27 protein-coding genes are annotated in these 26404 nt (G+C 42.3%); 12 read left to right on the top strand and 15 right to left on the bottom strand.

What is annotated here, in order from left to right; all coding sequences use genetic code 11:
* Window positions 1-524: 524 nt before the first annotated feature.
* Together ltrA and IM475_RS09295 are read left to right on the top strand one after the other, a co-directional pair.
* A complete protein-coding gene (ltrA, locus tag IM475_RS09300; RefSeq protein WP_287727372.1) occupies window positions 525-2369 on the top strand; it encodes a group II intron reverse transcriptase/maturase in 1845 nt (614 codons plus the stop codon).
* A 93-nt stretch (window positions 2370-2462) separates the two neighbouring features.
* Window positions 2463-3548, top strand: coding sequence for a molecular chaperone DnaJ (locus IM475_RS09295; RefSeq protein ID WP_287727371.1), 1086 nt, complete (start codon window positions 2463-2465; stop codon window positions 3546-3548).
* 245 nt (window positions 3549-3793) lie between these two features.
* Here the strand turns inward: IM475_RS09295 and IM475_RS09290 are convergent, their stop codons facing one another.
* The 8 genes from IM475_RS09290 to IM475_RS09255 form a co-directional block, all read right to left on the bottom strand.
* A complete protein-coding gene (locus tag IM475_RS09290) occupies window positions 3794-4192 on the bottom strand; it encodes a type II toxin-antitoxin system VapC family toxin (protein WP_002766433.1) in 399 nt (132 codons plus the stop codon).
* Window positions 4192-4428: a ribbon-helix-helix protein, CopG family gene (locus IM475_RS09285; protein ID WP_287727370.1), complete on the bottom strand. Its 237-nt coding sequence runs from the start codon at window positions 4426-4428 to the stop codon at window positions 4192-4194. The genes IM475_RS09290 and IM475_RS09285 overlap by 1 nt, the downstream gene beginning before the upstream one ends.
* 590 nt (window positions 4429-5018) lie before the next feature.
* Window positions 5019-6158: a restriction endonuclease subunit S gene (locus IM475_RS09280; RefSeq protein WP_502865545.1), complete on the bottom strand. Its 1140-nt coding sequence runs from the start codon at window positions 6156-6158 to the stop codon at window positions 5019-5021.
* Between the two features lie 363 nt (window positions 6159-6521).
* Window positions 6522-6977, bottom strand: coding sequence for an NUDIX hydrolase (locus tag IM475_RS09275; protein ID WP_079209690.1), 456 nt, complete (start codon window positions 6975-6977; stop codon window positions 6522-6524).
* A gap of 195 nt (window positions 6978-7172) precedes the next feature.
* Window positions 7173-8561, bottom strand: a complete 1389-nt coding sequence (gene argH, locus IM475_RS09270) for an argininosuccinate lyase (protein WP_271949226.1) — start codon at window positions 8559-8561, stop codon at window positions 7173-7175.
* Window positions 8562-8730: 169 nt separating this feature from the next.
* Window positions 8731-8934 carry a hypothetical protein gene (locus tag IM475_RS09265; RefSeq protein WP_287727368.1) on the bottom strand — a complete coding sequence of 68 codons (204 nt, stop codon included), beginning with the start codon at window positions 8932-8934 and terminating at the stop codon, window positions 8731-8733.
* A gap of 106 nt (window positions 8935-9040) precedes the next feature.
* Window positions 9041-9652 (bottom strand): class II aldolase/adducin family protein, encoded by a 612-nt coding sequence (locus IM475_RS09260; protein ID WP_287727367.1) that lies wholly within the window; start codon window positions 9650-9652, stop codon window positions 9041-9043.
* Window positions 9649-9984 carry a hypothetical protein gene (locus tag IM475_RS09255; protein ID WP_287727366.1) on the bottom strand — a complete coding sequence of 112 codons (336 nt, stop codon included), beginning with the start codon at window positions 9982-9984 and terminating at the stop codon, window positions 9649-9651. The genes IM475_RS09260 and IM475_RS09255 overlap by 4 nt, the downstream gene beginning before the upstream one ends.
* 297 nt (window positions 9985-10281) lie before the next feature.
* On the opposite strand from IM475_RS09255, the gene IM475_RS09250 reads away from it, so the two are divergent.
* Window positions 10282-10416 (top strand): hypothetical protein, encoded by a 135-nt coding sequence (locus tag IM475_RS09250; RefSeq protein ID WP_287660315.1) that lies wholly within the window; start codon window positions 10282-10284, stop codon window positions 10414-10416.
* A gap of 7 nt (window positions 10417-10423) precedes the next feature.
* Here IM475_RS09250 and IM475_RS09245 read toward each other — a convergent pair whose 3' ends face one another.
* Window positions 10424-11488, bottom strand: a complete 1065-nt coding sequence (locus IM475_RS09245; protein ID WP_287727365.1) for a pentapeptide repeat-containing protein — start codon at window positions 11486-11488, stop codon at window positions 10424-10426.
* 163 nt (window positions 11489-11651) lie between these two features.
* Window positions 11652-12545: a ferritin-like domain-containing protein gene (locus tag IM475_RS09240; RefSeq protein ID WP_287660313.1), complete on the bottom strand. Its 894-nt coding sequence runs from the start codon at window positions 12543-12545 to the stop codon at window positions 11652-11654.
* Between the two features lie 245 nt (window positions 12546-12790).
* Between IM475_RS09240 and IM475_RS09235 the strand changes: the two genes are divergently transcribed.
* The gene (locus IM475_RS09235) at window positions 12791-13006 is read left to right on the top strand and encodes an alpha/beta fold hydrolase (RefSeq protein ID WP_287660312.1); all 216 of its coding nucleotides are present in this window, start codon (window positions 12791-12793) and stop codon (window positions 13004-13006) included.
* 19 nt (window positions 13007-13025) lie between these two features.
* On the opposite strand, the gene IM475_RS09230 is transcribed toward IM475_RS09235, so the two are convergent.
* The gene (locus IM475_RS09230) at window positions 13026-13658 is read right to left on the bottom strand and encodes a response regulator (protein WP_287660311.1); all 633 of its coding nucleotides are present in this window, start codon (window positions 13656-13658) and stop codon (window positions 13026-13028) included.
* Between the two features lie 284 nt (window positions 13659-13942).
* Between IM475_RS09230 and IM475_RS09225 the strand changes: the two genes are divergently transcribed.
* Complete coding sequence (locus IM475_RS09225) at window positions 13943-16177, top strand: sensor histidine kinase (protein WP_287660310.1); 2235 nt, start codon at window positions 13943-13945, stop codon at window positions 16175-16177.
* A gap of 158 nt (window positions 16178-16335) precedes the next feature.
* Here IM475_RS09225 and IM475_RS09220 read toward each other — a convergent pair whose 3' ends face one another.
* The 3 genes from IM475_RS09220 to IM475_RS09210 form a co-directional block, all read right to left on the bottom strand.
* Window positions 16336-16776 (bottom strand): hypothetical protein, encoded by a 441-nt coding sequence (locus tag IM475_RS09220; protein WP_287727364.1) that lies wholly within the window; start codon window positions 16774-16776, stop codon window positions 16336-16338.
* Between the two features lie 63 nt (window positions 16777-16839).
* Window positions 16840-18354, bottom strand: a complete 1515-nt coding sequence (locus IM475_RS09215) for a glycoside hydrolase family protein (RefSeq protein WP_287727363.1) — start codon at window positions 18352-18354, stop codon at window positions 16840-16842.
* 79 nt (window positions 18355-18433) lie between these two features.
* The gene (locus IM475_RS09210; protein ID WP_287727362.1) at window positions 18434-19543 is read right to left on the bottom strand and encodes a T6SS phospholipase effector Tle1-like catalytic domain-containing protein; all 1110 of its coding nucleotides are present in this window, start codon (window positions 19541-19543) and stop codon (window positions 18434-18436) included.
* Window positions 19544-20063: 520 nt separating this feature from the next.
* On the opposite strand from IM475_RS09210, the gene IM475_RS09205 reads away from it, so the two are divergent.
* Window positions 20064-20792 (top strand): hypothetical protein, encoded by a 729-nt coding sequence (locus IM475_RS09205; protein ID WP_287727361.1) that lies wholly within the window; start codon window positions 20064-20066, stop codon window positions 20790-20792.
* 209 nt (window positions 20793-21001) lie between these two features.
* Here the strand turns inward: IM475_RS09205 and cysK are convergent, their stop codons facing one another.
* On the bottom strand, window positions 21002-21961 hold the full coding sequence (cysK, locus tag IM475_RS09200) for a cysteine synthase A (RefSeq protein WP_287727360.1): 960 nt from the start codon (window positions 21959-21961) through the stop codon (window positions 21002-21004).
* Window positions 21962-22248: 287 nt separating this feature from the next.
* Between cysK and IM475_RS09195 the strand changes: the two genes are divergently transcribed.
* From IM475_RS09195 to IM475_RS09170, 6 genes are all read left to right on the top strand, one after another.
* Window positions 22249-22944, top strand: a complete 696-nt coding sequence (locus tag IM475_RS09195) for a hypothetical protein (protein ID WP_287727359.1) — start codon at window positions 22249-22251, stop codon at window positions 22942-22944.
* The gene (locus tag IM475_RS09190) at window positions 22941-23303 is read left to right on the top strand and encodes a hypothetical protein (protein ID WP_287727358.1); all 363 of its coding nucleotides are present in this window, start codon (window positions 22941-22943) and stop codon (window positions 23301-23303) included. Before IM475_RS09195 ends, IM475_RS09190 begins: the two co-directional genes overlap by 4 nt.
* 15 nt (window positions 23304-23318) lie before the next feature.
* Complete coding sequence (locus IM475_RS09185) at window positions 23319-23849, top strand: HNH endonuclease (protein ID WP_287727357.1); 531 nt, start codon at window positions 23319-23321, stop codon at window positions 23847-23849.
* A 421-nt stretch (window positions 23850-24270) separates the two neighbouring features.
* Window positions 24271-24393, top strand: coding sequence for a DUF8629 family protein (locus IM475_RS09180; protein WP_002737208.1), 123 nt, complete (start codon window positions 24271-24273; stop codon window positions 24391-24393).
* Between the two features lie 24 nt (window positions 24394-24417).
* Window positions 24418-26058 (top strand): MBL fold metallo-hydrolase, encoded by a 1641-nt coding sequence (locus tag IM475_RS09175; protein WP_159252899.1) that lies wholly within the window; start codon window positions 24418-24420, stop codon window positions 26056-26058.
* 166 nt (window positions 26059-26224) lie between these two features.
* A partial coding sequence (locus IM475_RS09170) for a DUF2887 domain-containing protein (protein ID WP_287660298.1) occupies window positions 26225-26404 on the top strand: 180 nt, incomplete at its 3' end.

Here is a 26404-nt window from a genome sequence, read left to right as displayed (position 1 = left end):
CAAGGGAACTCAAGGTCAATACACTTGTAATAATCGTTACAAGTTGAGAGTAACGGCGATAGCCACCCCCAGTTTCAGAAATCACAACTCTGGAATTGAAGCGGGGAACGGAAGGCTCCGAGGTGTAACCTAACACCAGAACCGAGACCACTGCCAACCATCCATGATTAGGTGTGAACCGAATGTCCGACCTGAACCATCGTAATTAGTGAGCAGTGAAATAGGTTGACACACTGCGTTCAAAAGAATAAGGGCAAAAGTAAGGGACTTTCTTACTCCACTTACACAGACCTTTAAAATACCCCGGTGGAGAGGACAAATCTAAAGATGGAATGCCCACATAAACGGAACGTTATAAGCCCTTTAAGGCTCTGGTATCGGTCGAAATACCCAGTAGTGATAAGTGTAAGCGCAAGCCTTTAAGGGCGTGAGATGTAACCAAAAGCCAACGCCTGACAGTAATAGTCAGGATATGCTGACGGGTTACGGTTTGATTGTAAGGATAGAGTCTAGTAGGAGTCTATATGACGAAATCGAGAGAAGGTAAAGGATTCGGGAAACCGAAAACCACTAAGACTACGAATGTATGGAAAACTATCAATTGGGCAAAAGTCCAAAGATATGTTTTCAAGCTCCAAAAGAGAATATACCAAGCGGCTAAATCGGGACAGGATGCAAAGGTTAGAAGGTTGCAACGTCTATTGGTGAAATCATACTATGCTCGTCTATTAGCAGTTCGCAAAGTAACCCAAGATAATCAAGGAAAGAAAACAGCAGGAGTCGATGGAATGATAGCAATATCCCCAGAACAAAGGCTAAATCTAACCGAAGAAATCAAAGGAACACTTAAAGCAAAACCGCTAAGAAGGGTATGGATTCCTAAACCCGGCAGGGATGAAAAACGCCCATTAGGAATACCAACCATCAAAGACAGAGCTAGACAAGCGTTGATTAAATCGGCACTTGAACCAGAATGGGAGTCAAAAATGGAAGGAACCAGCTATGGTTTCCGACCGGGAAGGTCTGCCCAAGACGCAATATCAAGAATATACATCACCATTAATCAAGGTAGCTACTTTGTATTAGATGCCGATATTGCCAAGTGTTTTGACCGAATTAATCACAACTTTTTACTGTCTAAAATTCATTGTCCAAGTTCCCTGAAAAGAGACATAAAACAATGGCTCAAAGCAGGAGTATTGGATAACGGCGTATTTGAAGAAACAGAAACCGGGACACCACAAGGAGGGGTAATAAGTCCACTACTAGCTAACATCGCACTGGATGGAATGGCGAGACTAATTGAAACGTTATTTCCCAAAAAGAAAGACACTAATCAAGCTGTTCTCATAAGATACGCCGATGACTTTGTAGTGATTTCCCCATCACTCGAAATCATTGAACAGTGCAAAACTGCCATTTCCGATTGGTTAAAACCGATAGGATTAGAACTCAAACCAGAAAAAACCAGAGTGTGTCATACACTTAATCCCATTGAACATAATGGAAAAATGGAAAAACCCGGTTTTGATTTCTTAGGATTCAATATCAGACAATATCCAGTAGGAAAATACAAATCTGGGAAAACAGGAGGGGGAGGAAGCCGATTAATTGGCCACAAAACCCACATCAAACCTAGCCAAAAAGCAGTTAAAGCCCACACAGAAGCGATTAAAGGTGTAATCAAAAAACACAGAACAGCACCTCAATCAGCCCTGATTAGTCAATTAAACCCAATCATTAGAGGTTGGGCTAACTACTACTCAGGAGCAGTATCTATGGATACCTTCAGTAAACTAGACCACACAATCTGGTTAATGTTAAGGGCATGGACAATATCAAGATGCGGTAAAGCGAACTATGAAAAGCTGAGTAACTATTTCAGACCGGGTACAATTAAACTCAGCAACGGGAAAGAAAGACACGAATCTTGGTTATTCAAAACCAAAAACGGTCTCTATCTATGGAAACATAATTGGACACCAATCGTCAGACATACCCTAGTACGCCCTGACGCATCACCATTTGACGGAAATTGGACTTACTGGGCGACCAGACGAGGACAAGCAATCGACACACCGACAAGAGTAGCCAAACTACTTAAAAAGCAACAAGGCAAGTGTAGCCAATGTGGACAATACTTCACCCCATCGGATTTAATTGAAGTTGACCACATTCTCCCTTTAAGCCTAGGCGGAAAGGATGAATATAAAAACCTTCAATTACTACACCGCCACTGTCACGATGATAAATCGGCAACCGATGGAAGCCTAGAATCATCTAGTTTGACATCATCTGTTAAACAGGATAACACAAGGTCAACCAAAAGAAGTCAAGCTGTATCCTTAACAAGGGAACAATCAAGCTAGGAGCCGTGTGAGGTGAAAGTCTCATGCACGGTTCTGAATGGGAGGGGAGGTCGGTGACGACCTTCTCGACCCCTAATCTTTCACCCCAAAGTAATGACCAGATCCAAACAGCCGAAATCACCGAACTCCTCTGATTCGCCTACCTCTCCTGCCTTGGCGCTGTCTTCCCTACATTTTCGTCTCCAAGCTTTAGAGGAGGAGCATCAGTGGCTCCTCAAGCAGATTGGCAGAAAGCGCAACGAACTGAAGAAATTCCTCGACCAGATGCGTTCCCTGGCGACGGAGATTTTCCAGAGAGGGCAACCTCTCTATGAAAAACTTACCGACCTCGACCGCGAAATACACGCCCTTTTTGACGAAATCCTCACTGCTAGAAAAATGGGGCAGCAGACAAAGAAAAGCATTCTCGGAATTTACGAGACACTTCAGTTAACGGGGGTGATTAGCCCGAAATTTGAGGATGGAGATGAAGAACTTGACGAACTTTTCGGAGACGAAGGACCGGAAGGAGCATCAGAGCAATCCGCGCAGGATTTCTTCTCTGGGGGAGACTCCTACGGCCGTGACGATGATGGAGCAGAGATATCACCTGAAAGCTCGCCTCAATCTCCTGAATCTAGACAAATACGCCGCACTTTCCTGAGAATGGCCGAGATTTTTCACCCCGACAAGGTTACGGATCCCGAAACTCGGATGCGTCACAATGAGATCATGAAGGAGGTCAACCGCGCCTATAAAGAGGGAGATATTGCCAGACTGCTCGAAATCGAACGACAGCATCAAATGGGGGACTCTTTCGCGGTTGAAGGCTCATCGGAAAGCGACCTTAAACGACAGTGCGAGAGGGTTGAAACCAATAACGAACTACTTAAAAAGCAATACGAGAACCTGAAAAGAGAACTGCGCTCGGTGCGAAATACCCCGGAAGGCGAGATGGTGAGGGCCAGTCGCGCTTGTGAGAAGGATGGCATCGACCCGATTGAGCAAATGCTAGGGGAGATGAAATTACAAGTTCAATCCACCGAAAAAGTCTATAATTTTGTCCGTGACTTCCGCGATAAAAAGATAACGGTTAAAGAGTTTCTGCGCGGACCGGCCAGGAATATGGGCAGCAGCCCAGAAGAGATGGAAGACATTCTTGAGCAACTTCTGGAGCAACTTCGCAGAATCAGCCGTTGAAGAGAGAAAGCCAATATTTAGGGTATGCAGCAAAAAGTTTTTCCCAGTGGCCGAGTGTGGGGTTTTGCCGATTTTGAGGGGGTCAATTACCTAATTTTCAGGGAAAAAGTCCCTGAATTTTCCCCCCAATCACTCCAATGGTCGGCACTTTTTGAGGGAAAAAAAGTCTAAAAACTTTATCCAACAAGGTTTTTAGATTTATTCAGCAAACCCTATATATTCTCGAATTAGTTAGGCGATTAGCTTTAACGCCAATTCTCCCACGATAATCCTTGAATACGAGCAAATTCTTGGGGATTGGCCGTAATTAATTTAAGATTATGAGTAATCGCCGTTGCACCGATTAACAGATCGTAAGCACCAATGGGAGTGCCGGATTGTTTGAGAGCTGCTCTAATTTGAGCGGCGCAAATCGCTTCTTGATTGCCAAAGGCAAGAATTGAGATAGAAGCAAGAAATTCGTCAAGAATGGGTCTTATTTTCTTTGCCTTCGCTGGATTAAGAAATAGTCCATATTCGATTTCCATTAAAGTTATCGCAGAAACGGCAATTTCCCTAGGAGAGTGATTTTTGATCTGCCCTAGAGTGTTGCTATCACCTTTGACAAAATCACTAATCGTACAAGTATCGAGCAAAACCAGCACTAAATCACCTCATCTTCTCTAGGTGGGGAAAGTTCCTCTCTATAAGCTTCAAAAATAATACCATCACTTACCCCTTGAAAATTAAGGATAGTTGACGACCATTGAGACTGTTCTTTTGTGGTAATTAAAAGCTGTATTGCTTCTCGAATCAAAGCATTCTGGGATTTGCCTGTAGAGTTAGATAAAGCCTGTAGTTGCTGACTTAATTCATCTTCCAGATAAAGGTTGAAGTTCATAACTTAAATTAAGCAAATAAGTAGCTGGTTATAATTAAATGAAAAATGGACTTTAGGTTCGATCCCCCCTGCCCCCCTTGATAAGGGGGGTGCCGGTAGGCGGGGGGATCCCCCTTGATAAGGGGGCATCTGATAATTTTTAACGCCTACTTACTTATCAATTAACTTTATTATAACAGGATAACTTCTTTCTTTTCTGGGCTGAGATATTTATCAGCGTTTACTATTCTAATAGCAACCTGACCAGCTTTTTGAGCAACTTTACTACCCATAATATCACACCACCTTCCCAACTGATAACCGATAATTCTTTCATTGCCTTAATAAAATTTAACATTAACGCCATTTTCTCAAAAAAATCGACCCGCCTAAGAGCGGGAAAGAAAGGAAAAGAGAAAAAATAGGGAATAAGGGTAAAAAGGGAAAAAAAGAGAAAAAGGGTTAGAGAGTTCTCCCGAATACGCAGACTACCCGAAAACCGCAGAGGTCGAAGTTGTCGCGGCGGTAGCTGAATCTTGGTTAATTGTCCAACGGTCTTTTTTAATGGCATTTCCCACAAGATTATGGCAGTAATCCGCCGGCTGCAATGGCTACAGTTCCCCCCTAAATGCTCTTTGTAAAAGGGAATTAAAGAGATTTTCGGATTGTTCCTCTCCACTGATCAAATTCATGTAGTATCTATGAAAACCTAGAAACCACTTTCCAAATTTTTGCTGTTTTTGTGATGGGGGTTTTATGAACTCAATACTTGAGAATTTGCTCTTATTGACCATGCCTTTCATTGAATCAGTAGACTGTGCTTGCACAAGATGTTGAGCAACGAATAACTGGCCGTATAAAAAGTACGGATCTACATCTGAATTTGGAACCACAGCATTAATTTGTTGATTAAATGCTACTTCTCTATCAGTAAGGGCAGCCCGCCCAATACTTGATCTACTTCCAGCTATGCAGGTCACTAGAACCGAACCATTAGGGACAGTTCTAGCTATCTTCTTTCCCTTCGCCGAAAGCTTTTCTTCTGCCTGTGTCAAAAAATGCTCAGGAGTGGTGATGTTATCCGACTTAATCCATTCGATTTCGTCTCCATAGTTTTCTGAGACAGAACGAGGAGGAGTGTTTCCAGTCAATATTTTACCAAAATCACCGAGTTTAGCTATCTCCCACCCTTTCGGATTAGTAACAGGATCACCGAACATCTCTAGGAAAGTCGATTTTAACAACTCCTCAGTCAACCTAATTGCCTCTTTGCGCTTGCGTCGCACCCCATCCGCTTTATCTAAAATTGCCGCAATTCTTCGCTGTTCTTCGAGGGGTGGTACATATATTTTTGTCGATAGAAACTCCTTGCGATTTACGTGTTTCATAGTCGCACCATGCAAGTAGCACTCCATATCATTGAGGGCTTTACCTAGAGAGTATTTGAAGTAATTTTTATGTACTTTTGCTTTATCTGGAATTGCCTTAAATATATGTTGATTTAGCCAAGCTGGTTCCATTTCTAGCCATTCAAAGACACCTAAACTGGCAGACCAAGAAACCAAAATATCTCCTGTATTTACCTCATATTTTTTATCAACATTTCTGGTGGTGAGATTATAGGGTTTACTTGAATCATTGAGGTTTTGAATTCTAATTATCTTCCGCCCATTTTCATGCCAGTCTTCTGGTTTGAACGCCGCTCCATTAATAAATTCCGCCACTTCTCCTAAAGGAATCATATATCTCATCCCAACATCTCCTTATAACGCGCGTAAAACCAGATCAATCTTATTTTCAAACATAAATCAAATATCCTTTCGGTTGACTAAAGCGGTGGGTTACGACGGATTGTTAGATTGACTTTAACGCCTAGATTGTTGCCGTCTAACCCACCCTACTAAGTACCTAAGCAAAATTAATTACACATATCTAACCACCTCTTGCCTCTTGCCCCTTGCCTCTTGCCTATCTTCACTAGGAAATTAATTTTGCACGACTACTTATGAACTCTTCTCCCCCCTTTTTAAGGGGGGTTGGGGGGGATCGAACCTAAAATCTATTTTTAATTTAATTATAACCAGCTACTTAGGGTCGCAGATACTAGAAAAAAATCAAGCCACTACAGTGGCACCCCTGAGATAATCTTCTAGTTGGCGACCATTATCGTGACTGAGATTACCTAGAGGTAAAGTTTCGACGCTAAAAGCTCTCACCTCGCTAACTTCTAATGTATCTTTGATCTGAAAATTCCCCGCGGCCGTCACTTCAATTAACACTGAAATGGAGTGAATGCGCGGATCACGCTCAAAAGAGGAATAAACCCCGACTAAACGCCCTAAACTGACTAAATTTAATCCTGTTTCCTCTTTTAATTCCCTTTGGGCAGTATTAAAAATATCTTCCCCCCAATCGACCATTCCCCCCGGTAGGGCCCATTTGCCGGTGTCTCTGCGTCGGATTAAAACAATTGTACCATCAGCAAGCAGCGGAATCATTGTCACCCCAGTTACAGGATGACGAAAGATAATTCCCATCACACTTTTAATAAAATGCCAAACACGACCCATATATAAGCTGTTCGTAATTTAAATTGCTTGTTGAGACGAGGCAAAAGGCAAAAGGCAAAAGGCAACAGTAAAAGGATTGGGGGAGGTTCGGCTAATTGTCAGAAGAAAGAGGTTTCCTTCCCTACACCCCACACCCCACACCCTACACCCTCTTTCAAGTCAGGACTTTTGCCTATCCCCCAACCCCCAACAATATCAATCATGATCGAGAATGGCTTTAGCTTGAGTTAAAGCCGATCGCACTTGTTCAAAACCTGTGCCACCATAGCTATTACGGGCCGCTACCACCTGACGAGGAGCGATCGCATCGTAGATATCGGCCTCAAAAGCTGGATGTAATTCTTGCCATTCGGTCAGGGTTAAATCTTTTAATAACTTACCCGCTGCCAAACTGCTTTTAACGACTTTCCCGACTAAATTATAAGCTTCTCGGAAGGGAATTCCCTTACTGGCTAAATAATCCGCCACATCCGTCGCATTAGAAAAATCTTCCGCCACCGCGTTAGCTAATCGGTCGGTTTTAAATTGAATCCCGGTGGCTAAAAGTACCGTCATCGCTTGCAAACAAATCCGCACGGTTTTAACGCCATCAAATAACGCTTCCTTGTCCTCCTGCAAGTCTTTGTTATAGGCCAGGGGTAAACCCTTCATTAAGGTCAATAACGCCTGTAAATGCCCAAAAACCCGCCCTGTTTTGCCGCGCACCAATTCGGGAACATCGGGATTTTTTTTCTGGGGCATAATGCTAGATCCGGTGGCACAACTATCGGTGAGAGTGATAAAACTAAATTCTTGGGAAGACCAGAGAATCATTTCTTCGCTCAAACGGCTCAGGTGGACCATAATCAGACTAGCGGCCGTCATAAATTCAATGGCAAAATCTCGATCGCTAACTCCATCGAGACTATTGTTATACACCTGCTCAAAATCGAGTAAATTGGCGCTGTAATGACGATCAATCGGAAAAGTCGTCCCCGCTAAAGCGCCACATCCTAGGGGCGAAATATTAGTCCTGGCGCGAATTTGCCCTAATCTTTGGTGATCCCGTTCGGCCATTTGAAAATAAGCTAGGAGATGATGGGCTAAACTAATCGGTTGGGCGCGCTGTAGGTGGGTATAACCGGGGATCAGGGTTTCCAGATGGTTTTCAGCGTGATTGACTAAAGCTTGCTGAAAATTGCGAATTTCTTGCCTAATATCATCAATTTGTTGTCTAAGATACAGACGTATATCCGTTCCTACCTGATCGTTGCGCGAACGGGCCGTGTGCAGTTTTTTGCCCACATCTCCCACAATCTCGGTTAAACGACGTTCCACGGCAAAATGCACGTCCTCTTGATCGATGCCGGGGTTAAAGTTGCCGGTGCGGTATTCTTGACGAATTTGTTCCAATCCAGAGACGAGACTATCTGCTTCTTCGGGGCTGATAATACCCGTATAGGCGAGCATTTTAGCGTGAGCGATCGATCCGGTGAGATCGTACTCGATTAATTCGATATCAAAGCCAATACTGGCGTTAAATTCTACGATCGTAGGATGGAGACTACCTTCAAAGCGATCGCTCCAAGTTTTCTTTGCTGTCACTGTTTTCGTTAGATGATTGTGGATAAAGTTAACCAAAATATGCTGGACAATTTTGGGGAATAATCCGGCGCTGATAGCATTACCGCTTCAGGTTAGAAAAATCTCCAACCCTACAAACATAAGAATAGCAAGAATTGCTCGCTCTGGCTGAATGCCCATAGGCGAAAAGCTAATAAGAAGTAAAACCTCGAAACATATAACCGGCAATGAAACCGATTAATAGGGCCAATGCTTGCCCAGTTTTGACGAAATTTGAGAAGGCTTTCTGGACATTGCCGATGATATCCACGTCTTGCTCGGAAATAGTCATCAAGACATTGGTAAGAGGCGAAAAGTCGATCGAGACAGATAGATGATAGAAGATGTTGATCACGATGGCATTCCTTAAAAACGAAAATCTACAGAATAAGTTAACATGAAAACGACTAAATCAAAACCACTTTTGTCTCCCTGGCGGTGAGTTGGAAAGGAGGTCAATTTCAAGATGATTGAGATTGCTGGTAATAGGATAATAATAAGTTGCCCGCTTTTGCTAAATCTTGCCCAAAGGCGATAATTCCTTCTTCATGACCACTCATCACTAAAATTTGTTGCTCCTCTAGACGCTCTTCTTGACATAAACGGATAATTTCTGCGGCCATTTCTGGGGTTCCATAGGCGATATTTTCTTGAGTGGTCGGCACTCGATACATTAAATTTTGCCACAGGGGGCGATGATGAATATGAATCACCCCATTAATCTGGGGATTCGCTTCATAAATTGCTCCATGAGTTAAGGTTTCTGAAGAAGCGGCAATTGTTCCCCGACAAGTGACCCGATTTTCTCTCCAATCGTAGTCTATAACTGTGGTGTAATGGGATTCATTTAATACTGGAATCCCCCCGGTGTTAGTGCCAGAAATAATGATTTCTTTGTCTATTTTCCCTCGTTGACTCACATTCCCAAAACCGATTCCGTTATCGTATTGACCGATTAATCCCAGTTGATAGAGGCGATTGCGCCAATAATTTAATTCTGCAATCTCTGAGCTTATTAAGGGACGGTCAGGAATCCAAGTACAATTGTATTTAACGTAACCTTCATCAATCATAGATTTTTCTGAAAATATTCGGGATAACTTTGACAAACTTGCTGCACAAATTCCTGGAGAGGATAGGAAATATTGGCGATATAATTATCTTTAGTTGCTTGGGAGAATAGGGGTAAAACTTCCGTATCTAAGCCCGGGTTAAATAAGTCCATCGGCAGGATTAAATCGGAACCTTCCCGCACATCAATTGTCTCAAAATTATCGGCTACAATTAACCAAAGAGGACGCACCCAAAGAGCCGAACGACTTTCGATCACCTGAATTACTTCTCCGTATAAAGTTCGATTTTTGCAGAATAAACTAACAATTTGATGGGGAGTAAATGTGTTCATAGACAATTCTAGTTTTCCTTGATACTAAACTCAATTTTTAGCTATAGCAGTAGGAAGTCTCTGGTTTTCGGGAACGCCGGAACTGCGGAACAGTTTAGTGATCACATTTTGACATAGATTTTAATAAACTGACAAATTACTTAAAATAATTTAAACTTTTTTCCAGAAAAATTGTTAAAAACTTGACATAAATACTAATTTACCCATCTTTGAATGATAATAATTAGGCGTAGGGAATGAGAAAAAATGAATGTATGAGGAGAGACAAGATTTGAGAAGAAAGTAATTAATATTTCCTTGATCAATAGGTGTGATCAAGATAGCTATGTAGGTCAAAAAATAGGCAAAGTTTACCAGGATTATCAAGAAGAAAACGAAGAAATGCTCGGCAATACTTGGCAGGAATCCTATCAATTTACCATAGAAGCTTAATAGTTGACTAATCGCAGAAAGCCCCGCGCAAGCGTAAATTTTCCCTTAATTCCTCGGTCATACCCACGTTATCGGCAAACTTTGTTCCCTTCACTTTTGCCCCGCTAAAATTCGTTTGAGTGATGTTGACTTCAACTAAATTAGCTCCTTCTAAATTGGAGCCAATTAAATTAGCTAAAGCCAAACTAGAACGGTAAAAATCAGCATAACTTAAATCGGCATTAGCTAATAAGGCTCCGCTTAAATCCGCTCCCCTAAAAGTAGCATGACTGCCGTTAATTTCACTTAAATCAGCATCGGTTAAATTGGCCCCCCGCAGATTCGCTTGATAGAGATTGGCCATGCCTAAAGATATACCACTTAATTCCGCTGCTAGGAGATTTGCCCCAGTAAAATCCGTTAGGGGATCGAGTTCAGCTAATTGGACTAATTCCAGAAAATCATCACTAACAGAAGCATAAACTGCCTCGATTTGTGCTGGCAATTTCTCTAAATTTTCTGAGGCTGCCGCTTTCGGTTCAACTAGAACAGTATCTAATTCTACCTGCGATGAACCCAAAGAAATACGACTCAAAAAAGCATCAAATTGATTTTCCATCAGGAAAAATGCTAACTTTCGCTCTAAAATACTATGTTTATTGGGACTTATATCGTGTTTCCATAATCCCGATGTTTCCGTGATACAGATATCGGCAGCTGTCAGCGAAAATTGCACCGTCAGATGATAAGGTTCTTCCTCGACACTGACGGTTACTAGGTTAATCCTTTCGATCGCTCCTGTAAATATTGACTGAGGACTTTTGAAGGATAACCGCCATTGATGATTATTAATACGATTTATGTATAACTCTTGACTAGAAAGAGGATTAGGTACTAGGTGACAATTAACTAAAACAAAATCTAATTTTCCTCCTTTTAGTCCCCATTTAATTTCCCCGCCGAGGAGAGATTGAATTTGAGCTTGTAGGTGTAAAGTTAAATATAAATCAAATTTTTGCGAGTCGGTGGCTACTGGTTCTAGGGTTAACGATACACTATCGGGATAGCGATCGAAGGCAGCTAAAAGACGCATAATCCAAAAAAGAAAAGCTAAAATAAACAGTAAAAAAGTGGTGATTCTCCGGCCCTAAAGCTGAGAACTCACCCCTATTTAAAACAATAGCTGATTTTCTCGATCCTCGATTAACATTTCTTCGGCGATCGCTGAATGATTGCTTCTGAAAATCAAGATTAAATTAGTTGACTTTCTCTTTTTTGCCGATATTGCCGTCTGCATTAAAAAACATCGGCAAAAAGCGTTCCATAAACATTTGTGGATCACGATTCCAGGCTTTTTGCGCCGCTTCTACCCGGAATAATTGCAATTTCGGGTCGAGAAGGGTTTGGGGTAAACGTTCCATCAGATATTGAGGACGTTCCCAAAGCGGCATAGTGGCGGCGATTTCCATTAAATGACCGACGCGGCGCAATTCTGCCCCCAGGGTGATATCCATACCCGATTCATAGGCGGCCTGTTCGATCGCTGAGTATTTGGCCTTCGCTTTTTCGACTTTTTGCCGATGTTCGGGGCTTTTTTGGGCAATTTTGGCTAACCAACGATTGCCCCAACGCACATGACCCGCTTCTTCAGGAAAAATTTTGGCGATCGTTTCCTGAATTTTCAGATTTTCTGGGGTTTGTTCCCCTGCTTTGAGGGCATAGATATGGGCGGCAAAGTATTGGCATCCCCGTTTTTCCGTGACGTTAATTGCCGCTAGGGCCGCAATCAGTCCATCTTCCCTTTGTTCTTCGCCTTGGAATTGATCTTGATCGAGAAGACGTTCAAATTCATCGATATAGGACAACCCCGGCGGTTTCCCCACATCGGCCCCCAATTCGATCAATAAATCGGTTAACCAGTAGGCATGGCGGGCCTCATCGGCAACGTGGTGGGAAAGATCCTGGATCAGTTCTTTCGGTTGTCCGTCTAAGGTTTCGATCAGTTCGGTGAGGTCTTTACAGCTACGTTGTTCGTTGTAGCGGTAGCGGTTGAGGGTGACAAGATGAATTTCGCGATCGCTAATGACCCGCTTCATGATGTCGCGAGCGCTCATCGTCTTCTTGAATTTACGAGGGTAAGCAACGGTCATGAGTTTGTATAGTTTTGTAAAGGTCTTCCCGTATTCTAACCCCTAAGAATTGAGGAAGTGTTTAAGGCTTGAGGTTTGTATCGTTTTGTAAACGGCTTTCCCTATTCTAACAGTAATTCGAGTTTTGTAAGAGATATTATGAACAGAATTAACAATATTGTTTTGGTTCACGATTTTTGGGCTGATGGTTCTAGTTATAATCAGATAACTGCCAGTTATTAGCCGAAGGATACGCAGCGATCACAGTGCAAAATCCTCTCACTTCTCTAGCCGATGACCTAGCTGCGCCGAATTGGTATATTGTCTCTAGTCAAGATCAAGCCGTACCCCCAGAATTACAGTTTAATTTGGCCGAGAGAATGGGAGCAAAGACAGTGGTTTTGGCATCCGGTCACGTCCCGACTATTTCCCATGCTTCAGAGGTTTTAGAGGTGATTAGAGAAGCATCGAATAGGGGATAAGTAAATCGCCATTTTCTCCTTAAACAATACCCGATCGCAGGGCAATTACGGCCGCTTGTACTCGGTCGTCCACGGCTAATTTATTCATAATTCCCCGCACATGGGTTTTAATCGTATTGGTACTTAAATAAAGTTGTTCGGCGATTTCAGCGTTACTTTTGCCCTCGACAATTAACTTTAAAACCTCCATTTCTCGCTCCGATAAAAGTGCTAGATTGGCATGAGGTTGCACTGCCGGCGGTTTGAGATTATCCATGACTAAACGAGCAATTTGGGGGTCTAAATAGGTGGCCCCGTCCTTGGCCGCTTCAATGGCGGCCAAAAGGCGATCGAGACTCGCTCCCTTGATACAATAGGCATCAGCACCACTAGCCAGCGCCGCGATCACTTCCTGTTGCAGAGTGTGGGAAGTGAGCATGACCACATGAACATTAGCTAAACCCTCCTTAATCTGTTTAGTTGCCGCAATGCCATCGAGACGGGGTAAACCGATGTCCATGACCACTAAATCCGGCCGTAGGGATAGGGCTAATTGTACCCCCGCTAGACCATCACTAGCTTGACCGACAATCTCAAAATCCGGCTGTTCACTAAGTGCTTGTTCTAAACCTAACTGCATTAAAGGATCGTCTTCAACAATTAAAATCCGCATGATCTTTGATTCCTAACGGGAAAATGTACGGTTTTCACCCATCTGCATGAGGCAGAACTACTCCTAGTTTAGGCAATCTGGAGATAGATTAACAGTGATTCAGTGACCAGTGATCAGTGATCAGTGATCAGTGACCAGTGATCAGTAAACAGTAATCAGTAATCAGTGAAAAGACAGTGGGAAACTACTATTTAATACTGCTCGCTTAATACATACTGCTCACTTAGAACTCAAATCTGATAACTGATAACTGATAACTGATAACTGATAACTGATAACTGAAAATGCTACAGATTTCATCAGATCGGTCTAAAATTGTGCTTGTTGCCCTAGTTTATCTGGGTGTTGGTTGGCTAGGCTATCTCTGCTTAAATTTAGGGTTGCGACCTTCCCCGATTTGGATGAGTGCTGGTATTGGCTTAACTGCTGTTTTTTTAGGGGGAAAAAGGCTAGTTTTAGGCGTTTTTATCGGTGATTTGCTTCTTACCTTCTTTTTAGGGGCCAGTTGGCCCATAGCCCTATTTTCGGCGCTCGGGAGCAGTTTATCGGCTCTGTTAGGGGCGCAATTCCTGCATTATCTGAGATTTTCCGCCACTTTACAGCGTATTCGCGATATCCTTTTACTGGTATTTTTAGCGGCCCTATTAGCCTCGGCAGTCAATGCCACTATCGATACTTTTGCCCGTAGTTGGCTAAATACTTGGGATTGGCGACAATTTGGACAGTCTTGGGGCATTATCTGGCTCGGAGATAGTACGGGAATCTTAATGACCACGCCGCTGCTGTTGCGTTTTTTCTTCAATCATCACTCCCTGCGAGAACCACGGCAACCCCAACGCCTTGGCGAGGCCTTACTTTGTCTGAGTTTGCTAACGGTGGTGACTTCCGTGGTTTTTGGTGATCAACCAAATTTTCTTAACCCCGATTGGAGTATGGTGCAGTACCTCGAATATCTGCCTTTTCCCTTTGTGGTTTGGGCCGCCATGCGTTTTCAGACTTGGGGAGCGGTAATAGCGAATTTTTTAGTATCTATTTTAGCTTTGATGGGATTAGCTGGGGGAATCAGCCCTTTTATCCTACAGGCTCCCGATTATACCAGAGGTGTCCTGATCTTACAAATCTTTTTAGTCATTGTCATGTCAACTTCTCTGTTTTTATCGGCGGCGATTACCGAAAGACAACAGATCGATCGAGCTTTAAATGAAACTTTAGAACGAGAACATTTATTAACACAAGTTGCTTTAAAAGTCCATCAATCTTTAGATATAGATCAGGTTTTGAATACCATTGTTGAGGAAATTAGAAATTTTCTCGATGCCGACCAAGTCTATATTGGTCACTGTCAAGAGGGGGGTTGGGCCAAGGTAATCGCCGAGTCCCGTCGTCCCCAGATTCCCCCGCTCATGGGTTGGTTTCCCGAACCAGAATTACTAGAAGAATTGGGACAATTATTTTCTTTAGATAAGTTAATTATTGCCGATAATACCGCTAAGGTGCAAACTCTGCCCACTCTCAAGGGTTATTACGAATACCTGCAAGTTAAATCCTCTTTAGTTTTACCTCTAACGGTTAATAATCAACATTTAGGTGCTTTAGTTGTCCATCAATATTCCCATCCCCGTCATTGGCAAAAAAGCGAGGTCAAATTATTAGAACAGTTAGCCACCCAAGTTTGTATCGCTATCGGCCAAGCGCAACTATATCAGAGGGTGCAAAGCTTGAATAATAATTTAGAACAGGAAGTGGCAGCCAGAACCCTGGAACTGCGGGAAAAAGTCCGAGAAATTCAGCGTTTATACGAAATGAAAACGGTTTTTTTACAGGCAGTATCCCACGATCTCCGCACTTCGATTATGGGATTAATGATGTTATTAAAAAATTTACAGTGTCGGCAAACAGAAAAAGTAACTATCTCGCGAGCAATGCTCGATCAGGTGGTGCGTAGTTGTGATCGACAATTAACTTTAATTAATGCTTTATCAGAAAATCATTTTGCTGAAGAACGGCCTTTAATCTTGCATCGTCAACCTCTATCTTTAAAAGAACAGGTGAAAATTTGGCTCAAAGATTGGCAAAAAGATTTTGATTTATACCAAGCTACTTTTATTAATCTTCTCCCCGATAACTTACCCGCTATTGATGCCGATCCTTGTCAGCTAAGAAGTGTTTTTGAACAATTATTAAATAATGCCTTAAAACATAATCCTCCACCGATTCAATTAGCTTTAGATGCTCGTATTGACCAAGATATGCTCTACTGCACTTTAAGCGATAATGGCATTGGCATGGACGAAGAACAATGTCAACATCTTTTCCATTTATATGTAAGAAATCTTCATAATCAACACCTAACGGGAATCGGTTTAGGTTCCTACCAATGTCGGCAAATTATCGAGGCTCACTCCGGGAGAATTGGAGTAAAAAGTACCCCCCAGATTGGCTCACAGTTTTGGTTTACTTTACCCCTTGCCCATCAAAATTATCGAGTAATTAAGCAGGAGTTAGTCAACAGTAATTAGTGATTTTTAACGATATCGAGATGATTATGCTTATCGATCTTCTGAGACTCTGGGGGATATGAAATTAAGATATATAGCCTGAAATCAAGAGGTGGTAGATGGTTAAGCCACTCCCGGCCTAGCCAAAGGTTAAATTCAAGGCTTTTAAGTCCGACTTGTCAAGTTAAGGAAGTTACAGTGAGTTGGATGCTGTCTCGATTATTGCCATAGGCGATGATCACATCGTTAGCAAAGCAGTAAAGCCGTCCTGTTTTTGGGGCTATAAACTGTTTATTTGTGCCGATGAGGAAGAAACTATCTTGATCTTTATCAATTGAACCAATCATTGAAAACCAACGTGAATTAGGCATTCGTCGTAGTCCTTCACATAGTTTCAGCAAGAAATTAGGACTTTCATAACCATCAGCATTAGAGGTAATTGTCCAGTCTGTCCATTGACCTGTTGCTTGAAAATGATATTCTTGTCCAGCGACAAGATTAATTCCTGTATCGTTCCAGATTAGTTTTGAGTCTATGATTATAGGGAGATTTGTGTTTTGCATTACCTGTTGTAAGGCTGATGCCAGTAAAAGTTTGTACATTGTTCGTGAGTAAATCACCGAATCAAAAAAGAGTAGGGTGATCACTATGAAAGATCATTATGATCACCCTTGAGTGAGTTATTATTGAGGTTGAGGACAAGTTCCTAAGCCCCAATCTACATATAGATCATGGGGATTAGTATCTCGTAGCCAACTAACTAATTTTTTGTAGTCAGCAATATCGTAGATACCAAGGCAACCTGCCGTTCCTGGACAGGGACCATCACAATATTTTCCATTCCAATCAATATGGATTTCAATAGCACTTCGCCGTGTGGAATTCGGTCCGACATATTTGATAGGGGTAGTCACTGGACCCAGACCATTACTAAAAACAGTCGGGCCATATTTATCTTTGCCACCTGCCCAGAGAATGTCATTAATGTACCATTTACCTTCAGGCAGCGGTTCCATGGAACCTGATACACTTTGAGAACCGGTGCGGAAAAGTTGTTTACTCCGTTGTCCAGAGCAAACTTTAAGATGATCTTTTACCTGTCCATTCTTGATATATTCCAAAATGAGAATATATAAACCATCACCGTCTTTCTGGTTGGTTTTAGTCAGTCGGAGATAAGTTCCGGGAGCAGGTTGAGGAGTAGGTGGGGGTGTTGTTTCTTCTCCCCACAATTTAGCCCAAGTTTTTGGTCCGACTTTCCCATCTGCTTCGGAGTGACCAAAAACGTCAGCTTGGAATTTTCTGACCGCCTCATCCGTGCCACTGCCAAAGATACCATCCAATTCTTTCTGGTAATAGCCTAAATCTTTTAAGCGTTCCTGCATTTCTCGGATGTCATAACCGGGGGCATCTTCATCACTCATGCCTTTCAGTAACAGTCCTCGATTTAATTGAGGTGGATTTTCCACTAGAGAAAGTGTCTGATTACGACCTGCGAATACAATTTGTGTAGCTTGCGGAATAGGACTCCCAGGTTCGGCAAGATGAAAATTCCGAGCATTGGGATATTGTTGCAACAGATCGATCAAATCATCTTTAAGATGGGTTTCTAGTTTAACAACCTCTACCACTTGTTGATCATTGTAGGCAACAACTACTGTATTTCCCCCATCTAAATATCCTTTCAACCAAGTTACAGAATGTTCAGGAGAGACTTCAAGCTCAATAGGAGTTCCAAAACTATCATTTTTACGGAATAAAGCTTCCTCATCTTTACGGCGATTCGTTAACCCATCAAGCACAACTTGTACTCCGTTAACTGTTGCTTTATTCCAACGTTTAAATTCATTGGCAGCCCCCTCATAATCCTTCTCATTCAGTTTACGTCGTAAGGTACTGTCTTGAAAAGCTCCGATGCCTACGTTATAAGCAAAGGAAACTAAAGCGTCAAACTGATTTTGATGAAGATCAACATTTACCAATTTATCCACAGCTTTGGCTTTTTCCTCACATTCATGGACAAGGAAGCCTTCCGCCTGTTGATCGGTAATCTTGTCCCCTGGTTTCACGGGCCGTCCATCAGGATAACAAGTTGTTCCAATCCCAATTGTCCAAACGCCAGCAGGACATTTATAAGCGGTAAGCTTACAACCTTCCCATTTTTTGATTATATCGATACAGTTTTGTGATACTTTCATGGCAAATCCTCCTAATTAGGTCAGATTATGAGTGTTTATGTAAGTAAAGTGAAAGCGACATTTTTGAGGGAGAGAAGTGCTAAACAGAGACGATTTCTTTCTTTCTCAAAGCACCAAGCTCTTTCTCAAGGATCATTTGAATTTCGGGAATAGCGGGTTTATAAGGGGGATTAACATTCAGGTCTGTCCAGCGATTTTTAACACTTTCATGCAAATTGCTAACATCCCCTTCAAACTGACGAGGTGCTGTTCCCGCTACATTAAATGGCCATTTTGACGTATTATCAAAACGCGCACTACAATTGGGATGAACTTCATGTTGAATATAACTTTTATCTAAGGCCAAACCCAAGGCTTCGACTTGTTCCATCATCCACAATAAAGCCCCATCGGATAGGCCAGATTCTTCCTGAGAACCTCCACCAACACAACCATGACCCCCCGGAAACCAAACTTGAACCACCTGTTCTTTTTGTTGTCTGATCTGGGTAGAATGGGGACGCATTAGTGTTACATCAAAGACCTTACGAATTTCATCAATAGCAACTGCATGAAACGCCTTTTCAATTGTGGGATTGATGGTCGAATCATAAAAGCGATAACGTTCGTTGAACTTTTCATCTAAATGCAGAGAATGAACGATATCGGGGATACCTAAAGAAGCAACCGTATCCCAACAGCATAAGGCCTTAATGGGAACCCGTCGTCCATACTTATTACGGAAATCAATGGCATTTTTACCGTTAGGTGCGTTATTTGGGTCTTGTTTTTCTCGGTAAATTTCGTAGGCTTTGGGAATTTGTCGGATAAATTCCCGATACAACAAACCACAATTATAAATTAACCCAGCTAAACAGCGTACAGTGTAAGCTCCCCGACTAAACCCAAAGAGATAAATTTCATCTTCAGGTTGATAGTTTAAGCACAGAAAACGATAGGCATCCTCAATCTTATGATCCATGCCAATGCCTAAAGCACCTCCAGCAATTTTAATTAAAGTATCAGTTACCTCGGCATTAGATTGTTTTGTCCCAATCCCTTCGTCATAATAGATGATTTGACGGATGGGATTGCCCTTACTATCATCAAGTGGTGTGATAGCTTGCACCATTTTGACAACATTGGTAGGATAACCTTGTCCTAAATCTTGCCAAGTTCCATCACAACAAACAATAAGACGGCTTTTCATAGCGATGAACCTCCTAGGTTTCTTAAAACTCGCCAGTTTACGAAATATTTGAGGATTCTAGTGAATCATGACTCAAAATTATCAAGATTTTCCTTGAGGTAAAATTCCCGCAAGACTCAACCGAGACAAAGGAATTTCTAACCCTGTTCGGAAGTGATATAGATGAGTTAGATAGCTGGCGTGACTAGGTAAAATTAGATGCGGTACTTATACTTAACACTCTAGATTATTGATCAGAATTTACTGCCCTAAAGACTTAAAATTAATACATTTCTTTAGAGTTATGTATATAAGTTTACAGAATATTGTTGAGCTATTTACTAATAAAAAAAGTTGAGTTTGATTGCAAACCATCTTAACACCTAAGCTCGCCAATCTGAACTTTAGCCGATTCTCGATCGCAATTTTAGCCCACCCTAGCACTGCGCTCTTTTCCTACAAGGATTTTTACCAAGAAAAATGATCTGTCTGCCTGAGAACAGGCTATAGTGATCATCAAACCCTCAGTGAAAAACTTCCCGTGTCTTCAGTATTCCGCCTTCCTCCCTATTTTTCCCCCGCTCTGCAGCGTCGAGTCATGAAAACTCTCGCGGCAAAAAAAACCCGTCAATTCTTGACATGGGCGGCAGCTTGTGCTAGTTTTTTGATCCTCTGGACGTGGAATTGGCAGTTAGTTTTGGCCACTTTAACCGGGGTGGGGGCGATGATTGGAGTTTACCATCTCCAGGGTCAAAACTGGCCATCGCTGTGGCTGTGGGGGCGTGCTTTTTTCAGCGCCGATAGCGGTAAATTAACTTTAGCGGTAGTCTCTGGCGGTTTGGGCAGTTTAGCCACCTATCTCGCTGTCGCCATTTGGACCTATGCCGAAAATCGCTGGTTGGCCCTGGCCTCAATTTTGCAAGGATTTGGCACGGTTTTGACTTTAATCCTGCTAGGATGGCATTTTCTCGACCATCGCGGTCAAAATGAGTCCAAAAACTTTGATCGCTGGTTAGAAAAATTAACCGTCAATGATCCCTTAATGCGCTTAATGGCAGTCCGACGTTTAAGTGAAATGCAACTTTCCCCCAGTCGTCGAGAACAATGCCAAGAATACTTCCGTTATCTTCTCTCGCGAGAAACCGATGCACAAGTGCGTTCGGCTTTACTCGATAATTTTGCCAGCAAAGAAGCAATCAAACCGCAACCTTTACAAATACCCCTACAGGTGAGAAAATCCGTCCTCAAATCAGTGAACAGTAAACAGTAATCAGTGAACTGAAAACTCACATCTGATAATAAATCCGTTAAGTATAGGCTACTTATGAGGAGAGGCAAAAGGGAGAATAAATAATCAGTTTTTAATAACTGGATTTAGTATGATAACTGATAACTGAATCCTACCCCACCAAGAAGATAACTGCTATAGTTAAAGCTAAGGCTAAATGTTGACCGCTAGAGGCTGAAGACGATATTTTTTTACACCAAAGTTAACTCGCGCTCCTCGATATTTTGGAACATCAGTGTACTCAGATAACGTTCCCCGAAACTAGGCTGAATCACCACAATTAATTTACCCTCATTTTCCGGTCGTTGGGCCAGTTGAATCGCCGCACAAAGATTGGCACCGGAAGAAATCCCCGAAAGCAACCCTTCCTCTTTTGCCAGACGACGACCAAATTGAAAAGCTTCCTCATCACTGACAGTAATTACCTCATCAATCAGCTCTGTGCGTAAAACTTCGGGAATAAAACCCGCACCGATACCTTGAATTTTATGGGGACCGGGATTACCCCCAGAAATCACCGGACTATTGAAAGGTTCCACCGCGACTACTTGAAAACTAGGTTTACGCGATTTAATCACTTCAGCGACTCCCGTAATCGTGCCACCAGTACCCACACCCGCAACAATAAAATCTACCTGTCCCTCCGTATCTTGCCAAATTTCCTCAGCAGTGGTGAGACGGTGAATTTCCGGGTTAGAAGGGTTGCGAAATTGTTGCAACATATAAGCGCCTGGGATACTATCGACGATTTGCTGAGCGCGTAAAATTGCCCCTTTCATGCCTTGGGAACCGGGGGTAAGTTCTAGGGTAGCACCGTAGGCTTTTAACATCGCCCGGCGCTCTAAACTCATCGTTTCCGGCATAGTTAAAATCAAGCGATAACCCTTAGCTGCCGCAGTCATCGCTAGAGCAATTCCCGTATTGCCAGAGGTGGGTTCCACTAAAACCGTGGTTTCTGGATTGATTAAACCCGCTTTTTCGGCACTATTAATCATGTGAGTGCCAATGCGGTCTTTGACGGAAGCAGCGGGATTCATCCCTTCTAATTTCATCACAATTCGGCCAAGACAGCCCTCCGCCTGGGGAATCCGATTCAATTGTACTAAAGGAGTGCGGCCAACCAATTCGGTGACATCGTGAGCGATACGCATGATATTTTCTCTGTCTGGGTGATTCGTGTGCTTAGTTATAGCGGTAAGCTCTCAGCTTTAGCGTTTGAGAATTTCCTCACTAGCCAAGGAGGCGCTATATAGCTCACTTATAGCAAAGGCCAGCCCTAGATCGGTAAAATTTCCATTTTCCTTTGTTTCTTTCGTCAGTCCGAGTTGATTCCCAGAGACAGGCACAACTACCATGACCGATAAGATTGCTTTTTTCCAAAAGCTTATACTTGTACTAAAATAACTATGGATAGTTTACTAAAGTCAGAATTACGGTCATGACCATTAAATCTAATCTAGCCCTATTGAAAGAACAACATATAGAAATCAAGGGCTATTTGAGCGATAGGTTAAAAGCACGTCATCTAGAATGGATTGTAGAACATCTTGATGATCCTGTAGCGGCGGAATTGTTCCAGATTATCATACAAGAACGCAATGAGAGAGCCAAAGTTAATTCAAATCAGTCCCTGCAAATATCCAGACACGCGGGCAAAATTGAACAGTTAGGAAAAAGTAATCAGAATTTATACAACCAGAATGTTGAGCTTAAACAAGAAGTCAGTTATTGGCAAGAAAAAGTTAATGAATTGCTACAAAAGTTAGAGCAGTTACGTCAAGATTTATTAGATTTTGATCAATCTGAGATTTATCGTTTAGGTCAATGGTTAAAGGCTAGTCTATCTAAAACTGGCCAGGAACGTCAACAGGCTTTACTAGAAAAGGAATTAGTTCATAAAGACAGTTATAATCTAGCGGTGAGCGATCTAAAAAATACTATTCAGCAACAACAGGATGGGATTACACAAATAAAAGAGCGAGCCATCTCTACAGTTGAATCTCTGGAAAAAACTAATGATAAACTACGAAGACAACTGGGGGATATTAAAAAGTATATTATTAATAACTATGGCGATAAAAAGTGGCAAGAAATCACTCGTTACTTTGCCGATGACCAGGAACTGAAGCCATGAATTTACTAGAAGAAATGAACTATCGCCAATGGCAAAAAAGAAATAGTGAACTATTTCATCGCCTTTCCCTAGAGCAACAAAGACAAGCGAGAAAAAAGGGCTATTATAATAGCGGCTGGGGGAAGGTTAAAAGCTCTTGGGAGCTTCTTCAGGATTTTAAAAATAATACTTATAAAGTTGTCAGTTTATTTGAGCATGAATTAAATAAGGGAAATCTTGTCAAAGCCATTGATTTAGCCATTATTGAGTCTGAAAAAGCTAAAAAAATATCTGAAGAAGGAAAACAAGAGTTAGAAAAAATCTCGAAAAATTTGCATGAAATAGCAGATAAAGCTTCGGCTAAATATCCCTTATTATGATTATTATGTACTGCCATGACTAAAATATCAAAATCAAAGTTGTCTCAATTATATAGCTCCGATGAAATTGCAGAAATCTGGAATGCTAATCAACATCTAGCAGTTATCGAACATCCCCAAAAAGGATTAATTAGCCCGAATCAATATCGAATAATGGCCAAAGAAAAACCCTGTCCTTTTTGTGGCAAAAAGATGAAACATGGCGAAGAATTTAAAACTTCTTCCCAGTCAGAAGCTATCAAAAGGGGTTACGAATATAATAATTCTCAAGGGGAAAAAGTTATTAATCAAATCAATCAGATATTTTTTCATCCCAATTATGTCACTATCGATCATATAATTAATAAAGCCCGCTGTCCCGAAAAAATGTTTGATTTTGACAATTTACAACTGGTCTGCTGGCAGTGTAACCAAGCAAAAAGTGATGATAATGCCTATGAACTTCGTCACACTTATGAGTATTTATCTAGTCTAGTCGATCAAACAGCAATTCGTTATCCTCTTCTGGAAAAGACCAATGACTTAGCCAAGTTTAACAAACTTTAATTTTAATCAACCTTAATTAAGTTTATAATCTGATTAAATAGCCTTCAACTCTAATCGAAAACTCCTAGTAAAATTCAACTATAATTGAATTGAGCTAATCTGAATCAAAATGAATAACTTGTTTGCTTTTGCCTCATGTCTAAAAGAGACAATTGACACCTATCATTACGTCGCACTTTAGCAAAGGAGAATTTAAAGTCAGGCTAAATTTTTGTTAATTTTTCTTGACTATTATGACAAAAGATGCTAACTTTTTCGACAATTATCAGTAGTTTTTGATGAAATCATCACAAATTACTGGTAAGTTGGATTATTAAAAGAGGTTGAGCGCCGATGGTCAAACCCGAAACCTAGCTGCTAACAACCGAAAAAGTTGGGTTAGTATGAGGGGAGATACCCTCTGAGGAGTTGCACTAATTATATGGACATCAAATTAATCTTGTTGGCATTAACGGCTGTATTCACCGTCTCTTGTCTCTTTTTCGGCACCCGCAACGGTTTTTACGATAGCGATAACTACGATGGCAATGGTTCCGCTCACTAACCAGTCATCATAATCAGGGTTGCCATGGTTCAACGCTCTACTGCCGTCTGGGGGTCAAAATCCCTTTTATCCTGTTTACCTTTTGGTGTCGGTCACGCGTCGGAAGGGGTTTGTCTCCTCCTGAAAATCGGTCCCTATCGCATACTTTTAGATTGCGGTTTGGCCGATATGCAACCCCTGACCCAAAACAAAAAACCACCCGTGGATCTGGTGTTCTGTAGTCATGCCCACAGCGATCACATCCGTGGGTTAATGGCTCTCCATCAGACCTATCCCCAATTGCCAGTTTATGCCAGTGAGGTGACAGTACAACTGCTGCCCCTACAATGGCCCGATTCTGTCGAGGAAATCGGCAGTTTCTGTCAGGGTTGGCCATGGCGATCGCCGATCACTCTCTTTGATGATCTCACCGTCGAGATTTTTCCGGCCGGCCACCTACCCGGGGCTGCCGTGGTTCTCTTCACCTACAAAACCCCCAAACGCACCTATAAGGTCCTCTATACCGGCGATTTTTCCCTGTCTAATTTTCAACTGGTGGAAGGATTATCGATCGATCTGCTGCGGGGAATATCCCCCGATGTGCTGATTATTGAAGGCAGTTACGGCACCGAACGCCATCCCCACCGACGACAGCAGGAAAAACAGTTGATGAATCGCATCTATCATGCGATCGCTGAGGGGCAAAATGTCTTACTACCCGTCCCCGCTTTGGGATTGGGTCAAGAAATTTTAAAATTACTGAGATCGCACCACCAATTCACAGGCCGCGACATTGATATCTGGGTTGGGGGCAAGATCGCTAAAGCTTGCGATGCCTACCTAGAAATTTTACCACAATTTCCCGCATCTGTCCAGAATTTTGCCAAACATCAGCCCTTATTTTGGGATGAGCGCATCTGTCCCCGGTTGCGAAGGTTGCCAGAAAAACCGACACCTCTAGGGGGAACCACTCCGATCATTTTACTAATCGATCGCCTAGAGGAGGTGAGTAAATATCTGCAAGGGGATAAACCTTGGTTAATGTTAGCTCCCCAACACCTGCACGATATCAACCTGGAGAATCCCCGATTAAAAGCGGCACAGCGTTCGGGATTAATTAGCCAAGAAACCTATCTACTGGCCGAACATAGCGATAGTCGCAACACCACCCAACTGATCCATAACCTGCGACCACAGCATATCATGTTCGTCCATGGCTCGCCCCTATATCTAGCGGATTTGACCAGTTTAGAAGAATTACAAAGCCGTTATCAACTCCATTCTCCGGCCGTGGGAACCCTGGTAGAATTGCCTATTGGCGATCGCTTTATGCAACCGACACCCCCGGCCCCCAGTCACTATGAGGGAGAATTAAATGAATCGGACTCGATCATCACTATCACTTTACCAGAGTCGATCACCCGGGATCCCCGGTGGAGTAATTTCGCGGATACGGGACTGGTGGAAGCTCGCTGGCAAGGGGAAGAATTATTATTGCGGGGAGTCTCCCAACGGGAATTATTAAGCGAGAGTCCTAATCGCATCACCAAAGCTTTAGAGGAGATGGATTGCTGTCGTGTCTGTGTCCACTACAAAAGTCAGCGCTGTTGGAATCCCGCTTCTCCCCTCTACGGTTTTAAAGTGGTTGCCGAAGGCTATTGTCCCGTTTTTGAGGCCAATATATGATTAGGGTCTGCTGAAAAACTTTGGGGGTTAGGAGTCGGTCGTTAGGAGTCAGTATTCTCGGACTTCCTCCATACAGAAATACTAAAAAATTAATTTTTAACTCAGGCTCTGTAAGACTTTTAGCCATAGCTAGTATATTCCTAGGGGGAAGTTCAGAAATAAAAGCATGAAAACTGACACGATTTTTTATCAACTCTTTCAATCTTTCCCCTCTATCTTCTTTGAATTAATTCAACTCCCTATCAGCGAAGCCAATAACTACCGCTTTGACTCAGTGGAAGTCAAACAACTTTCCTTTCGTCTCGATGGAGTCTTTCTGCCTCAAAATAATCACCCCCAGACTCCT

It is taken from the genome of Microcystis sp. M061S2 (assembly GCF_020245605.1).
Taxonomy (GTDB): domain Bacteria; phylum Cyanobacteriota; class Cyanobacteriia; order Cyanobacteriales; family Microcystaceae; genus Microcystis.
The sequence above is the reverse complement of the archived record's forward strand: the minus strand, read 5'-3'. Positions and strand labels throughout refer to the sequence as shown.

What these genes read in the sequence shown, in the direction of transcription:
- IM475_RS09180 (WP_002737208.1), top strand. Translation starts at nt 24,271, where the DNA reads ATGGACATCAAATTAATCTTGTTGGCATTAACGGCTGTATTCACCGTC.
- IM475_RS09230 (WP_287660311.1), bottom strand. Translation starts at nt 13,658, where the DNA reads ATGCGGATTTTAATTGTTGAAGACGATCCTTTAATGCAGTTAGGTTTA.
- IM475_RS09215 (WP_287727363.1), bottom strand. Translation starts at nt 18,354, where the DNA reads ATGAAAGTATCACAAAACTGTATCGATATAATCAAAAAATGGGAAGGT.
- IM475_RS09245 (WP_287727365.1), bottom strand. Translation starts at nt 11,488, where the DNA reads ATGCGTCTTTTAGCTGCCTTCGATCGCTATCCCGATAGTGTATCGTTA.
- IM475_RS09255 (WP_287727366.1), bottom strand. Translation starts at nt 9,984, where the DNA reads ATGAACACATTTACTCCCCATCAAATTGTTAGTTTATTCTGCAAAAAT.
- IM475_RS09295 (WP_287727371.1), top strand. Translation starts at nt 2,463, where the DNA reads ATGACCAGATCCAAACAGCCGAAATCACCGAACTCCTCTGATTCGCCT.
- IM475_RS09260 (WP_287727367.1), bottom strand. Translation starts at nt 9,652, where the DNA reads ATGATTGATGAAGGTTACGTTAAATACAATTGTACTTGGATTCCTGAC.
- IM475_RS09195 (WP_287727359.1), top strand. Translation starts at nt 22,249, where the DNA reads ATGACCATTAAATCTAATCTAGCCCTATTGAAAGAACAACATATAGAA.
- IM475_RS09285 (WP_287727370.1), bottom strand. Translation starts at nt 4,428, where the DNA reads ATGAACTTCAACCTTTATCTGGAAGATGAATTAAGTCAGCAACTACAG.
- IM475_RS09280 (WP_502865545.1), bottom strand. Translation starts at nt 6,158, where the DNA reads ATGAGATATATGATTCCTTTAGGAGAAGTGGCGGAATTTATTAATGGA.
- IM475_RS09275 (WP_079209690.1), bottom strand. Translation starts at nt 6,977, where the DNA reads ATGGGTCGTGTTTGGCATTTTATTAAAAGTGTGATGGGAATTATCTTT.
- IM475_RS09225 (WP_287660310.1), top strand. Translation starts at nt 13,943, where the DNA reads ATGCTACAGATTTCATCAGATCGGTCTAAAATTGTGCTTGTTGCCCTA.
- cysK (WP_287727360.1), bottom strand. Translation starts at nt 21,961, where the DNA reads ATGCGTATCGCTCACGATGTCACCGAATTGGTTGGCCGCACTCCTTTA.
- IM475_RS09240 (WP_287660313.1), bottom strand. Translation starts at nt 12,545, where the DNA reads ATGACCGTTGCTTACCCTCGTAAATTCAAGAAGACGATGAGCGCTCGC.
- IM475_RS09185 (WP_287727357.1), top strand. Translation starts at nt 23,319, where the DNA reads ATGACTAAAATATCAAAATCAAAGTTGTCTCAATTATATAGCTCCGAT.
- IM475_RS09210 (WP_287727362.1), bottom strand. Translation starts at nt 19,543, where the DNA reads ATGAAAAGCCGTCTTATTGTTTGTTGTGATGGAACTTGGCAAGATTTA.
- ltrA (WP_287727372.1), top strand. Translation starts at nt 525, where the DNA reads ATGACGAAATCGAGAGAAGGTAAAGGATTCGGGAAACCGAAAACCACT.
- IM475_RS09175 (WP_159252899.1), top strand. Translation starts at nt 24,418, where the DNA reads ATGGTTCAACGCTCTACTGCCGTCTGGGGGTCAAAATCCCTTTTATCC.
- IM475_RS09190 (WP_287727358.1), top strand. Translation starts at nt 22,941, where the DNA reads ATGAATTTACTAGAAGAAATGAACTATCGCCAATGGCAAAAAAGAAAT.